General features: G+C 70.0%; 9 protein-coding genes and 1 tRNA gene. 3 read left to right on the forward strand and 7 right to left on the reverse strand.

Annotated elements, in window-relative coordinates; translation table 11 throughout:
* Window positions 1-3 precede the first annotated feature (3 nt).
* The 6 genes from QWY84_RS01655 to QWY84_RS01680 all read right to left on the reverse strand — a co-directional run bounded on the left by QWY84_RS01655 (window position 4) and on the right by QWY84_RS01680 (window position 7,712).
* Entirely contained in the window at window positions 4-2,094 is a 2,091-nt protein-coding gene (locus QWY84_RS01655) for a 3-hydroxyacyl-CoA dehydrogenase NAD-binding domain-containing protein (protein WP_290200709.1), read from the reverse strand.
* 106 nt (window positions 2,095-2,200) lie between these two features.
* Window positions 2,201-3,661, reverse strand: coding sequence for an NAD-dependent succinate-semialdehyde dehydrogenase (locus QWY84_RS01660; protein ID WP_290200710.1), 1,461 nt, complete (start codon window positions 3,659-3,661; stop codon window positions 2,201-2,203).
* 221 nt (window positions 3,662-3,882) lie between these two features.
* Window positions 3,883-3,958, reverse strand: a tRNA-Phe gene (locus QWY84_RS01665).
* Between the two features lie 55 nt (window positions 3,959-4,013).
* Complete coding sequence (locus QWY84_RS01670) at window positions 4,014-4,286, reverse strand: oxidative damage protection protein (protein WP_290200711.1); 273 nt, start codon at window positions 4,284-4,286, stop codon at window positions 4,014-4,016.
* Between the two features lie 196 nt (window positions 4,287-4,482).
* On the reverse strand, window positions 4,483-5,553 hold the full coding sequence (mutY, locus tag QWY84_RS01675; protein ID WP_290200712.1) for an A/G-specific adenine glycosylase: 1,071 nt from the start codon (window positions 5,551-5,553) through the stop codon (window positions 4,483-4,485).
* Window positions 5,553-7,712, reverse strand: a complete 2,160-nt coding sequence (locus QWY84_RS01680) for an AsmA family protein (RefSeq protein ID WP_290200713.1) — start codon at window positions 7,710-7,712, stop codon at window positions 5,553-5,555. The genes mutY and QWY84_RS01680 overlap by 1 nt, the downstream gene beginning before the upstream one ends.
* Window positions 7,713-7,904: 192 nt before the next feature.
* On the opposite strand from QWY84_RS01680, the gene QWY84_RS01685 reads away from it, so the two are divergent.
* From QWY84_RS01685 to QWY84_RS01695, 3 genes are all read left to right on the forward strand, one after another.
* Complete coding sequence (locus QWY84_RS01685) at window positions 7,905-8,399, forward strand: host attachment protein (protein WP_290200714.1); 495 nt, start codon at window positions 7,905-7,907, stop codon at window positions 8,397-8,399.
* 213 nt (window positions 8,400-8,612) lie between these two features.
* Window positions 8,613-9,401, forward strand: coding sequence for an SDR family oxidoreductase (locus tag QWY84_RS01690; RefSeq protein ID WP_290200715.1), 789 nt, complete (start codon window positions 8,613-8,615; stop codon window positions 9,399-9,401).
* A gap of 9 nt (window positions 9,402-9,410) precedes the next feature.
* A complete protein-coding gene (locus QWY84_RS01695) occupies window positions 9,411-10,997 on the forward strand; it encodes a gamma-glutamyltransferase family protein (RefSeq protein ID WP_290200716.1) in 1,587 nt (528 codons plus the stop codon).
* Between the two features lie 25 nt (window positions 10,998-11,022).
* On the opposite strand, the gene QWY84_RS01700 is transcribed toward QWY84_RS01695, so the two are convergent.
* Window positions 11,023-13,071, reverse strand: coding sequence for a TRAP transporter permease (locus QWY84_RS01700; protein ID WP_290200717.1), 2,049 nt, complete (start codon window positions 13,069-13,071; stop codon window positions 11,023-11,025).
* Window positions 13,072-13,186 lie beyond the last annotated feature (115 nt).

Consider the following 13,186-nt stretch of genomic DNA (forward strand, 5'->3'; position numbering starts at 1 on the left):
CCGCTACTTGGCGTCGTGGAAGCCCTTGCCTTCGCTCGCCAGCTGCTCCAGCAGGGGCGACGGCTTCCATTGCTCGCCGCCCTGGTCCTGGTAGAACTGCCGCACGCGGTCACGGATCTCGCCCAGGCCCACCTGGTCAGCCCAGAACATGGTCCCGCCGCGGTAGACCGGGAAGCCGTAGCCGTAGATCCAGACGATGTCGACATCCAGCGCGCGGGCGGCGATCCCCTCTTCCAGGATCTTGGAGCCCTCGTTGACCATGACGTACATGCACCGCTCCAGGATCTCCTGGTCGCTCACCTCCCGGGGGGTGATGCCCTTGTCCCGGCGGTGCTGCTCGATGAGCTCGGCCACTTCCGGGTCGGGCTTGGGCGTGCGGTCGCCTTCCTCGTAGCGGTACACGCCGGCCTGGGTCTTCTGCCCGTAACGGCCCTTCTCCGCCAGCTTGTCCAGCCAGGTGAGCTCCTGGGCGTCGGGATCACCGGCCTTGCGCCGCTCCAGGCGGATGCTGTAGCCGATATCCAGGCCGGCCAGGTCGGACATGGCGAACGGCCCCATGGGGAAGCCGAAGTCGTAGATGACCTTGTCCACCTGCTCGGGGCTGGCGCCCTCGTCCACCAGCGCCACGGCCTCGGCCTGGCGCTTGTGCAGCATGCGGTTGCCGACGAAGCCGTCGCACACGCCCACGCACACGCCCACCTTGCCGATGCGCTTGGACAGGTCCATGACCGTGGCCACGACCTCGTCGGAGGTCTTGTCGCCGCGGACGTTCTCCAGCAGCTTCATGACGTTGGCCGGGCTGAAGAAGTGCATACCCATGACGTCTTCCGGCCGGCCGGTGAACGAGGCGATGCGGTTCACGTCCAGGGTGGAGGTGTTGGTCGCCAGGATGGCGCCGGGCTTGCAGACGCGATCCAGGGTCTCGAAGACGTCCTGCTTGACGTCCATGCTCTCGAACACCGCCTCGATGACCAGGTCCACGTCCTTGAAGTCGTCATAGTCCAGGGTCGGCATAATCAGGCCCATGCGCTTGTCCACGTCGTCCATGGAGATGCGGCCCTTCTTCGCCGTGCTCTCGTAATTCTTGCGGATCACCGACAGCCCCTTGTCCAGGGCCTCCTGCTTGACTTCCTTGATGATCACCGGGATGCCGGCGTTGAGGAAGTTCATGGCGATGCCGCCGCCCATGGTGCCGGCACCCACCACGCCCACGGACTTGATCTCGCGCTTGGGCGTGTCCTTGCCGATGCCCGGGACCTTGCCCACTTCCCGTTCGGCGAAGAAGACGTGGCGCTGGGCCTTGGACTGCGGCGAGTCCATCAGCTCCTGGAACAGCTCGCGCTCGCGCTTGAGCCCCTCCCGGAACGGCAGATCCACCGCGGCGCGCACGGCCTTGACGCAATGGAACGGCGCCAGGAAGCCGCGCGCCTTTTTCTGCAGCCCCTTCTCGAAGTCGTCGAAGACGCTGTCGGACTCGGCGCTGGCCTCCATGTCGCGGATCGGCCGCCGCGGGGCTGCCTCCGAGACCAGCTTGTTGGCGTAGGCGACGGCCTCGTCCACCAGGTCCGCGCCGACGATGGCATCGATGATGCCCATGTCCCGGGCCTTCGGTGCCTTGACCTGGTTGCCGCCGGTAATCATCTCCAGGGCATTCTGCACGCCGGCCAGGCGCGGCAGCCGCTGGGTGCCGCCGGCCCCCGGCAGCAGCCCGAGCTTGACCTCCGGCACGCCCACGGCGGCGGATTCCACGGCCACGCGGTAGTCACAGCCCAGGGCCACCTCCAGCCCGCCGCCCAGGGCGGTACCGTGGATGGCGGCGACCACCAGCTTGTCGCTGCTCTCGTAGGCATCGATGACGTCCGGCAGGCTCGGCTCCTGGGGCGGCTTGCCGAACTCGCGGATATCCGCGCCGGCGGGGAAGGTATTGCCGCCGCCGGTGACCACCAGGGCGCGCGCCTCGCCGTCGGCCAACCCCTGGTCCAGGCACTCCTTGAGGCCCTGCCGCACGGCCTGGCCCAGGGCGTTCACCGGGGGGTTGTTGACGGTGATGACACCGATACCGTCCCTGCGCTCGTAGGTAACTGCGTCGCTCATGGATCCTCCTTTCACTTGGTTCCCGGGCTCCCGCCCGCCCCGGGGGCAGGGGCGGCAGCCCGCGCATTCGCCGTCCCGCGGGCGGCGTCACCCGCGGGCTCCGGGGTCAGAGACCGCCCATGCACAGGAACTTGGTCTCCAGGTACTCCTCGATGCCGTACTTCGAGCCCTCACGGCCGATGCCGGATTCCTTGAAGCCGCCGAACGGCATGCCCTCGTGCACGAAGCGCGCGGTGTTGCAGGCCACCATGCCGTACTCCAGGGCCTCGCCCACGCGCCACATGCGCCCGGGGTCACGGGTGAAGTAGTACGCCGCCAGGCCGTAGGGCGTGTCGTTGGCCAGCCGCACGGCCTCGTCCTCGGAGCCGAACCGGTACACCGGCGCCACCGGCCCGAAGATCTCGTTGCGGAAGCAGGCCATGTCGGGGTTCACGCCGGTGAGCACGGTGGGCTGGTAGAACGTGCCGCCCAGCTCGTGGCGCTGGCCGCCGCGCACCGCCGTGGCGCCGTGGCTGACGGCATCCGTGACCAGGCTCTCCACCTTCTCCAGGCCCTTGTCGTTGATCAACGGCCCATTGGTCACTCCCTTGTCGGCGCCGTTGCCGACGTTGAGCTGGTCCACCGCCGCCGTGAACCGCTCCATGAAGGCGTCATGGACGTTCTCGTGGACCATCAGGCGGTTGACGCAGATACACGTCTGGCCGCTGTTGATGAACTTCATGGTGGTGGCCGCCTTGACGGCGGCATCCAGGTCCGCGTCGTCGAACACCAGGAACGGCGCGTTGCCGCCCAGCTCCAGGCTGATCTTCTTGACGGTGTCCGACGCCTGGCTCATGAGCAGCTTGCCCACGGCGGTGGAGCCCGTGAACGAGAGCTTGCGCACGGTGGCGTTGGTGGACAGCTCGTGGCCCACCTCGGCCCCGTGGCTGGCGGTGACCACGTTGAGCACGCCGGCGGGGATGCCCGCCCGGTAGGCCAGCTCCGCCAGCGCCAGCGCGGACAGGGGCGTGTCCTCGGCCGGCTTGATCACCACCGGGCAGCCGGCGGCCAGGGCCGGGGACACCTTGCGGGTGATCATGGAGGAGGGGAAGTTCCACGGCGTGATGGCGCCGACCACGCCCACCGGCTGCTTGAGCACGATCTCGCGCTGCCCGGGCCCCTGGGGGCTGAGCAGGTCCCCCTCGATGCGCTTGGCCTCCTCGGCGAACCATTCCACGTAGGCGGCGCCGCTGAGGACCTCGCCCTTGGCCTCGGCGTGGGGCTTGCCCTGCTCCGCGGTCAGCAGCGCACCCAGGTCGTCGGCATGCTCGGTGATCAGGTCGAACCACTTGCGCAGGATCTTCGAGCGCTTGCGCGCCGGCGTGGCGCGCCACCCGGCGAACGCCTCCTCCGCCGCGGCGATGGCCTGGCGGGTATCCGCGGCGGTCATGTCCGGCACGGTGCCCAGGGTCTCCCCGGTGGCCGGGTTGCGCACCGCGAACGTGGCGCCGGCCGCCGCCGGCGCCCATTCACCGCCGACGTAGGCCTGGTTCTTCAGTAGCTGGGGGTCGTTCAGATTCACAGTCACGGCACATCCTCCTACGCCGGTTCCGGCCCGCATGAACACGGGGTGGGTTGCGGCTGCAATTGCGTTTTGCGAAACAGCGTTTCATTTATGTCGCATGAGACTAGCATCTATTCGGGGGGGTGTGGGGAGAGCACGGGGAAAACGTCCTGGCCGTGCGGCCAAAAAAATGCCGGAACCCGCACTGCGGATTCCGGCATGGAAGCGACTGCGTCCACTTGTTCTGGTGGCCGGGGAGAGAATCGAACTCCCGACACGCGGATTTTCAATCCGCTGCTCTACCGACTGAGCTACCCGGCCCGAGGCCGCACATTGAACCCGAACGGACCGGAACCGTCAAGCGCACGCGCCCGGCTCAGTCCTCCGGCGGCTGGTAATCCGGCGGCGGCGCGGCCCCGCCGCCGAAGAGGAATTTCTCCATTTCCCCTTCGAGAAACTTGCGCGCCTTGGGGTCCACCGGCGTGAGCCGGTACTCGTTGATGAGCATGGTCTGGTGGTTCAGCCACTGCTGCCAGGCCTGCTTGGAGATGTTGTCGTAGATGCGCTGACCCAGCTCGCCCGGATACGGCGGCTTGTCCAGGCCTTCCAGCTCCTGGCCCAGTTTCGCGCAATGCACCGTGCGCCCCATGCCTATGCCCCCTTGGGAAACGCTGAACAATTCCCGCGTGCCTCTGCGCCCCACAACGCCGCTGTGGGGCGCCCTTCGGGGCCGAACAGCGCGGGCACAGCCGGCGTTGCGTTGCTTGACTGTACCGCCAGTACAGCGCGGCGCAACGCGCCTTGCCTGCGCCCGCGCTGCTCGGCCAGAGGCGCGCGCGAATTGTTCAGCGTTTCCCTTGCTGCCACTGTTGCAATAGCCGGCTCACGGGCGCTGCCACGCCCCGATCCAGCGATGAGCGGTCGTTATACCAGATGCTCTCGCCGCCTGTCATGACGGCGCCGGCGTCACCCCGCACCCGGGCGCGCACGGGCTCGATCTCCAGGTGGTAGTGGCTGAAGGTGTGCCGGAACGACGGCCAGAACTCGGACGCATCCACGGCCAGGCCCAGCTCCTGCCGGCAGTGCTCCGCCGGGTCGCGGTCCGCCGGCATCTCCGGCAAGCTCCACAGCCCGCCCCAGATTCCGGTGGGCGGCCGCTTCTCCAGGAGCACGCCCCGCTCCGACTCCAGCAGCAGCATGCGCGTGCGCCGCACGGGCAGGCGCCGGGACGGCTTCGGCGACGGGTAGGCCTCCTGCTCGCCGGCGGCACGCGCCCGGCAGCCGTCATTGACCGGACACAGCAGGCAGGCCGGCGCCGTGCGGGTACAGACCGTGGCGCCCAGGTCCATCATGGCCTGGTTGTAGTCGGCACAGCGCTGCCCGGGCGTCAGGACCTCGGACAGGCTCCAGAGCTCGCGCTCCACGGCGGTACGGCCGGGCCAGCCCGGAATGGCGCCGTAGCGGGCCAGCACGCGCTTGACGTTGCCGTCGAGAATGGCGTGCGGCTGGTCCATGGACAGCGACAGAATGGCCGCCGCGGTGGAGCGGCCGACACCCGGCAGCGCCTCCCATTCCGCCCGCGTGGCGGGCATGGCGCCACCATGGCGGTCCATGATGCGCCGGGCGGCCTCGTGCAGATTGCGCGCCCGGGCGTAGTAGCCGAGCCCGGACCACTGCGCCAGCACCGCGTCCCGGGGAGCGGCCGCCAGCGCGGCGACGTCCGGGAACTGCGCCGTGAACCGCTGGAAATACGGCACCACCACGCTGACGCGGGTCTGCTGCAGCATGATCTCGGAGACCCACACGCGGTAAGGCGTGGCCGGCCGCTTCCACGGCAGGTTATGGCGCCCGTTGCGGTCGTACCAGTCGAGCACCCGGGCGCGAAAGCGCTCGATCTCTTCGGTGCCGAGTTGCATCAATCCAGGAGCCGGCGCAACTGATCCCGGGCACGCTCACGCACCTCTTCCTCGCGCTCGTCGGCCTCTTCCTCCAGGCGCTGCCGTGCCTGCTCTTCCTCCTCGCGCAGACGCTGGCGCTGCTGGCTGGTAATCGCCTCTTGCAGATTCAGGCTGATCTCCGGCGACAGCAAGGCCCCCTGGAACCGCAGGGGAATGGGCACCCGGCGCAGGCGGTCCAGCTCGGAGCCGCCCTGCCCCTCGAGGCTGCCGACCAGGTTGACCGTGAGATTGTAGTCGACGGTCTGCTCGAAGATGTTGGCCTCGCCGGCGCCCTCGACCCGGAACAGCGGCGACTGCATGCGCAGGTCGTCGCTGCGGATCCGGCCGCGATCGAAGCGGAGCGACCCGCGCAGGCTGGTAAAGTCGGTGGTGCGCTCCTCCGCCGCCGCGGTCGCCTCGCCCTGGAGACGGGCCGTGGCATTGCGCACCATCTGCGCCAGGTTCAGCCCCACCAGCGCGCCGTCGGCGAACGCCAGCTCGGCCTCGCCGACCAGTTGCCGCAGCATGGCCGCGGGTTCACGGCCCGTGGTTTCCGCCTGCAGATGCAGCTCGCCCACGCCCCGCAGCAGATCACGCCCGAGAAACTGGGTGACCAGCGGCTGTGCCTGCACCCCGGTGAGGCGCTCGTCGGCGCGGACGTTGAGCGCGTCCCCGGTCGCGTCCAGGCGAACGTCGCCGCGATAGGCGCCGCCGTACAGGCTCGCGGCCAGCGGGTGAATCCGGATGCGGCCGTCCGCGGCCTCCACCGTGATATCGATCTCCGAGAGCTCGAAACCGCCCACGGTCAGCTGCCCCAGCCGGATGCGCCCGTTCAGGTTCAGGGCCCGCAGGGGCTCCAGCGGAATCTCGGCGGCCTCGGCGTCCTCGTCCGCGGCCTCGCTCTCGCCCACGGCCTCGGCGCCCGCCCCTGCCTCGTCACTGCCCGGGGGCAGATAGCGGTCGGCATTGAAGCGATTCCCGGTGACATCGAAGCGGATGGCCGGGTCGGCGAAGTCGCGCACGCTGGCGGTACCGTCGAGCTCCGTGTCGTCCAGCACCACGGCGAGCTCGGTGATCTCGGCGCTGCCTTCATCCGCCGTGAAACGGCCGTCCAGGGAGAAGCGCTTGAGCACGTCCGGATCCGCCGTCTCCGGGATCTCCTGCCCCGCGCGATCCAGCACGTCCCGGAGATTCGCCTCCGGAACAGCGAACGAGCCCTCCACTTGCGGGGCCGTGGTCAGTCCGCGGACATCGGCGCTGGCGTTCAGCTGCATGCCGGCAACCCGGGCGGCAAAATCGGACAGCCGGGCGGTGTCCTGCTGCAGATCCATCTCCAGCAGAGCGCCCATCTGCATCTCCAGGCCGTCCTCCGGGAGCCCGTCGGCGAAGGCATTGAGACGCAGCTCCGTCACCTGGGCACGGAACCGTTGCAGATCCCCGCCAGCCCGGAGCATGGCCTCCAGGGTGCCTTCCAGGCGGGTTCCGTCCCCGATGGAGAGCACCCAGTCGGCATTCAGCGGAACGTCCTCGTCCAGCAGCAGCTCGCCCAGCTCCAGGTTGACGGGACCGGCGGAATGGCTCGCGCCGGTGCGGCGATTGTCGTAGCTGACGTGCAGGTCCGAGACCTGCACGCCGCGGATCGTGCCGATGGCGATCGGCATGCCGCCGTCACCGCGCTCGCCTGCCGGCGGCTGTTCCTCCGGCGCGGGCCCGCCCGGCTCCGCCGGCGCGTCGTCCGGGACGTCCAGCTCCCAGTTCGCCTCACCCGCCTCGTTGACCACCAGGTTGGCGCGCAGCCCCTGGAGGCGGATGGTATCCAGCACCAGCTCGCCGCGGAACAACGGCAGCACCCGCACGGCCACGCCGGCGCGATCCATTTGCGCCAGCGGCTCGTCGCCGAAGCCCTCGGGGTTCTCCACGCGCGTGCGGCCGAGATCGAGGCCCAGCCAGGGGAAGAACGACAGCTGGATGTCGCCCTCGATGACCAGCTCGTGGCCGGTGTGCTCCGCCACCACGCTGCTGATCTCGTCCCGGTAGTCGTTGGGATCGACGAGAGCGATGACGGCGGCCACGGCCAGCACGATGAGCCCGATCAGGGCCACCAGCACGATCAACAGCCACTTGAGGATTCGAGCCATGTGAGGTGTTCCTTTAAAAGTGCGTGTGGGAACTATACTTGAGGCAGGGACCTCCAAGACAGAGAAGGATGGCCCTCCGCCGCGGCGGAACCACTCCCGGTCCCACCGGGGTCGCCCGTCGTCAGGGTGATTCACGGTTCAGTTCGCCCCACACCTTTACGCGGCCCGGCCGCCATTTCGGGGAGATCACGTATGAGTCGTTATTGTGTGGTCGTTGCTGAAGGATCCAGAGCCCGCTTCTTTACCGTCGAAAAACCAGAGATCCCGGAACTCGAATCCGGCCCCGACCTGGTCGAGCAGAAGACCATGGCCAACCCCGAGCACAAGGCCCACGGCGATGACCTGCTCGCCGACCCGCGTTCGGGCCGTAACCGGTCCGGCGGAGGTCCCAGCCACGGTTACGACGATCACCGAGAGGACTACGACGACGAGTGCGAACGCCGCTTCGCCCGCGAGATCGCCCAGGAGCTGGACTCCATGGCCCGCGCCAACGGCACCCGCCGCGTCGTGCTCTGCGCGGAGAAGCGCATGCTCGGATTCCTGCGTTCCACCGTGCACAACAGCCTGCCCAAGGGCGTGGACCTGCAGGAAGTCCCCAAGGATCTCGCCAAGCTGTCGCCGAGGAAGCTCCACGAGCGTCTCGCCAATGACGGCCATATCCCCCGCCGACGCGACCGTCGGCACTGACGCGGACGGCCGCGACGCCATGCTGCGCCCCACGGCGGGCGCAGCACCGGCGCAAGACCCTGCGGTAGGGTCGGACAGCTGGTGTCCTGTAACCCGGGACACCAGGTATGGGATAGTGGACCCCGCACCTTGATCACCCGGGGCCTGCGAGCGGGCCGCGGCGGTTCCGCTCCCGGGAAGGTTGAAACCGGCATTCGTCACGGGAGGGAGAGGATGGATCTTGGACTCCGGCAGCGAACCGCGGTGGTGCTGGGCGCCAGCCGCGGGCTGGGACGGGCCATTGCCGCGGCCCTGGCCGCGGAAGGCGCGAACGTCCTGCTGTGCGCCCGCTCGGAGGAGGCGCTGGCAGGCGTCGCCGCCGAGCTCGACGGCCTGGGCAGCGGCCGGATCGGTCATCACGCCGTCGACCTGTCACGGCCCGGCGCACCGGCGGGCATCCAGGCCGCGGCGCAGGAACAGCTGGGCCCGGTGGACATCCTCGTCAACAATGGCGGCGGCCCGCCCCCGGGACCGATCGCCGAGACCGAGCGCGCCACCTGGCAGGAGCAGTTCGACAGCATGGCGGCGCCGCTGTTCGAGCTCGGCGGCCTCGTGGTGCCCGGCATGCGCGAGCGCGGCTGGGGCCGGATCCTGACCGTGGTCTCCAGCGGCGTGATCCAGCCCATCCCCAACCTGGGCCTGTCCAACGCCCTGCGCAGCAGCGTGGTGGGCTGGAGCAAGACCCTGGCCGGGGAAGTGGCCGGCGACGGCATTACCGTGAACTGCATCGCCCCCGGCCGCGTCGCCACCGACCGCACGGCGGAGCTGGACCGCAAGGCGGCGGAACGCCAGGGCATCAGCGTCGCCGAGGTGGAACGCAACTCCCGGGCGCTGATCCCCGCCGGCCGCTACGGCGAGCCGGCGGAGTTCGGAGACACGGCAGCGTTCCTGGTCTCCGCCCGGGCGAGCTACATCACCGGCAGCGTCATCCGCGTGGATGGCGGGCTGATCAAGTCCATCTGAGCCCGTGTCATGCGATTCGAATCGACATACCCGTCCCAACGCAGCCCGGTGCTCGCGGACAACATGGTGGCCACCTCCCAACCCCTGGCCGCCCAGGCCGGTCTGGACGCCCTGGCACGCGGCGGCAACGCCGTGGATGCCGCGCTGGCCGCGGCCATCACGCTCACCGTCGTGGAGCCCACCGGCAACGGGGTCGGCAGTGACGCGTTTGCCATCGTCCACGACGGCGACGGCCTCACCGGCCTGAACGCCAGCGGCCGCTCGCCGGCCGCGTGGACGCCGCAGCGCTTCGCCGGCTACGAGCGCATGCCCCTGCGGGGATGGGAGTCGGTGACCACCCCCGGCGCGGTCTCGGCCTGGACCAGCCTCTCCGAGCGCTTCGGCGCGCTGCCGTTCGCGGCGCTGTTCGAGCGCGCGGTCACGTATGCCGAGGGCGGCTTCGCCGTCTCGCCGATCATCGCCGCGTTATGGGCCAAGGGCGCGCGGGAGCTGCGCGATCAGCCGGGCTTCGCCGAGGCGTTCCTGCCCGAAGGCCGCCCGCCCGGCGCCGGCGAGCGCTTCCGCAACCCGGCGCTGGCGCGCACGCTGCGGCGCATTGCCGAGACCCGGGGCGAGGCCTTCTATCGCGGCGAGCTGGCCGAGCGCATGGAGCAGGCGGCGCGCGACCACGGCGCGGCCCTGCGCGCCGACGACCTGGCAGCCCACCGCCCGCAGTGGCAGGACACCATCGCCGTGCCCTACAACGGCATCCGGGCCCACGAGCTCCCGCCCAACGGCCAGGGGATCGCCGCGCTGATCGCCCTGGGCATCCTGGAGCGCACCGAGCTGCGGGAGGTGGGACCGGAGACCACTGCTGGGCTGCACCTGCAGATCGAGGCGATGAAGCTCGGCCTTGCCGACGCCCATGCCCACGTGGGCGAGCCGGAGACGATGACGGTAACGGCCGACGACCTCCTCGACCCGGCCTACCTGGACGCCCGCGCCGCCGCCATCGATCGCCGCCGCGCCGGCGACCCCGGGCACGGCCAGCCGCGCCCGGGAGGCACGGTCTATCTCACCACGGCCGACGACAGCGGCCGCATGGTCTCGTTCATCCAGTCCAACTACCTGGGCTTCGGCTCCGGGGTCGTGGTCCCGGAGACGGGGATCAGCCTCCAGGGCCGCGGCGGCGGCTTCAGCCTGACGCCCGGCCATGCCAACCAGGTCGGCCCGGGCAAGCGGCCCTTCCACACCATCATCCCCGGTTTCCTGACGGCCGCGGACCATCGGCCGCTGGCCGGCTACGGCGTCATGGGCGGGCCCATGCAGGCGCAGGGCCACGTACAGATGGTCATCCGGCTCGCGGACCTGGCGCAGGAACCGCAGGCCGCCTGCGATGCCCCGCGCTGGCAGGTCCTCGGCGGCCGGTCCGTGGCCGTGGAGCCGGCCGTTCCGGAATCCGTCCGGGCCGGGCTCGCCGGGCTGGGGCACGAGATCACCGCGGATGCGCAGGACGCCGCCTTCGGATTCGGCGGCGCGCAGATCATCTACCGGCTGGGCGACGGCTACGCGGCCGGCTCGGACCCGCGCAAGGACGGCCAGGCGGCGGGCTTCTGAACGCGTCCGACCGTGCCGCGCAGCCTCAGCCGGCCCCTTCTGCCGCATCCAGGGGAGCGGTCCGCAGCGCCCGGTGGGCCCGCAGCACGCCCCAGGCCATCAGAACCAGCGCCGGCGCCACCGCGGCCCAGGCGATGCGCTCGTCCGGATGGAGCACGATGACCAGGGCGAGCAGGGCGAGCAGGCCGCGCACGCCGAGATCGACCCAGCGCCCGGCGCCGTACTCGCCCTGCAAGGCGAGGATGGCGGCCCCCGTTCCCGCCAGCAGCAGGGCGAACGCGGGCAGCTGGGCGAGGCCGGGCTCCATCACCAGGCCGGGCCGCGTGTACACGCCCGCCATCATGATCAGCAACGGCACGCACAGGCCCAGCGCCGCGATCATGGTCTGCACGAACGGTGCCTCGGCGATGCGGGATGTCACCGCGGCGACCACCGACGTGGGCGGCGACAGCTCGCCGAACACCGCCACCAGGAAGGCAAAGAAGTGCGCGGTCCACGGGTTGACGTCGGCGCGGATCATGAACGGCGTGATGACCACGGCGACGATGATGTAGGTGGGCGCCACGGGCAGGCCCATGCCCACCAGATAGCCGAAGGCGAAGGCCACCAGGACCATCAGCGCCATGTGCGCGCCGGCGGTCTCCATGAGGAGAATGCCCACCTTCGTGGGCACGCCGGTAATGGTGAACATGGCCGTGAGAATGCCCAGCGTGGCCAGCAGCACCGTGAGCTCGGCGGTGTTCACGGAGAACGTCTCGATGATGCGCGCGAAAGGCTGCCCGGCCTCCCTCAGCCGGGCGGGCCGCAGCAGCGCAGTCAGCCGGCGCCGTGCCGACCAGAGCATGCGGCCCAGGAACAGCACCGTGAGAACGACGAACATCGACATGAACACCACCTGGGCCGAGGACATGGCCGCGCGCCGTTCCACCCCCATCAGCCAGATGAGGCCGAGCACGGCCAGGGCATAGGCCGCCAGGTTGACCCAGTCGAAGCCGCTGATGGGGTCGGTCCCCACCTGGACCCTCCGGCTCATGTAGTGACCGGACAGCAGATACACCGCCAGGCTCACGCCGAGGAAATAGAGGATGGCGGGGGCGAATCCCCGCGCAACCACGTCGAAGTAGCTCACCCGCATGTACTCCGCCATGAGGAAGGCCGCGATGCCCATGAGCGGCGGCATCAGCTGCCCACCCAGGGAGGTGGCGGTCTCGATGGCGGCGGCCTTGACCCGCGGGAAGCCCGCCCGGATCAGCGCGGGAATGGTCGCCGACCCGGTGGTGGCGGCATTCGCCGCCCCGCTGCCGGAGACGGCGGCCACCGAGAAGCTGCCGATCACCGCCGCCTGGGGCAGCATCCGCGGCGACCACGCCGCCAGCCGGGTGCTGGCCACCAGGATGGAATCGATGCAGCCGAACGCCCGCAGGGTCGCCAGCACCATCATGAACGAGCCGATCAGGGTCAGGCCGAGCTGGGACAGGCGCTCGAACACCCCGGTGGCGATCTCCACGCTGGACGCCGTCAGGATGCGCTCCCAGCCGATGCCCGGATGGTTGAACATGCCGGGGACCACGTAGCCGTAGGCGGTGTAGAGCATCAGCGCCAGGATCACCAGCGCCAGGGCGAAGTAGCGGCGGCGCGTGTACTCCAGCACCAGCGCCACCACGACCAGCCCGGCCAGCTTGTCCTGCTCGTTCCAGAACCCGACCCGGTTGATGCGGATGTTGTCGAACTCGGCCACCAGGTACCAGGAGGCGCCCAGCAGCGCCCCGGCATACAGCACGCCGACCAGGACCTGGAGCAGCCGCGGCAGCCGGGGATACAGGTCGCCGTTGCGCAGATCGTTGAGATAGGCCAGGGCCACCGCTGTCGGCACCATGGTGACGGCGAGCAGCGTCGCCCCGCCGGCCCCGGACAGGTAGTAGTTGGTGAGATAGGCGAAGAAGTACAGGGACACGCCGAAGAACAGGAGCTGGCTCACGACCCCGCAGGCCTGCTCCGTGCGCGTGTCCCGATGTCCGTGTTGCGGCTCCGGGGCAGAGCCGTGCTCAGCACTGTCGCGCTCGTCGTGCGTCATCGGGATGATCCAGTGGCGTGGAACCGCGGGTCCACGGGTCCGTCAGCGGAACGCCCGGCGTTCGCCCGCGGCCGGCAAGTGCGGGAGCGGCCCGGCGGGGCCGACGGCCCGGGGC

It is taken from the genome of Aquisalimonas lutea (genome assembly GCF_030409225.1).
GTDB lineage: Bacteria > Pseudomonadota > Gammaproteobacteria > Nitrococcales > Aquisalimonadaceae > Aquisalimonas > Aquisalimonas lutea.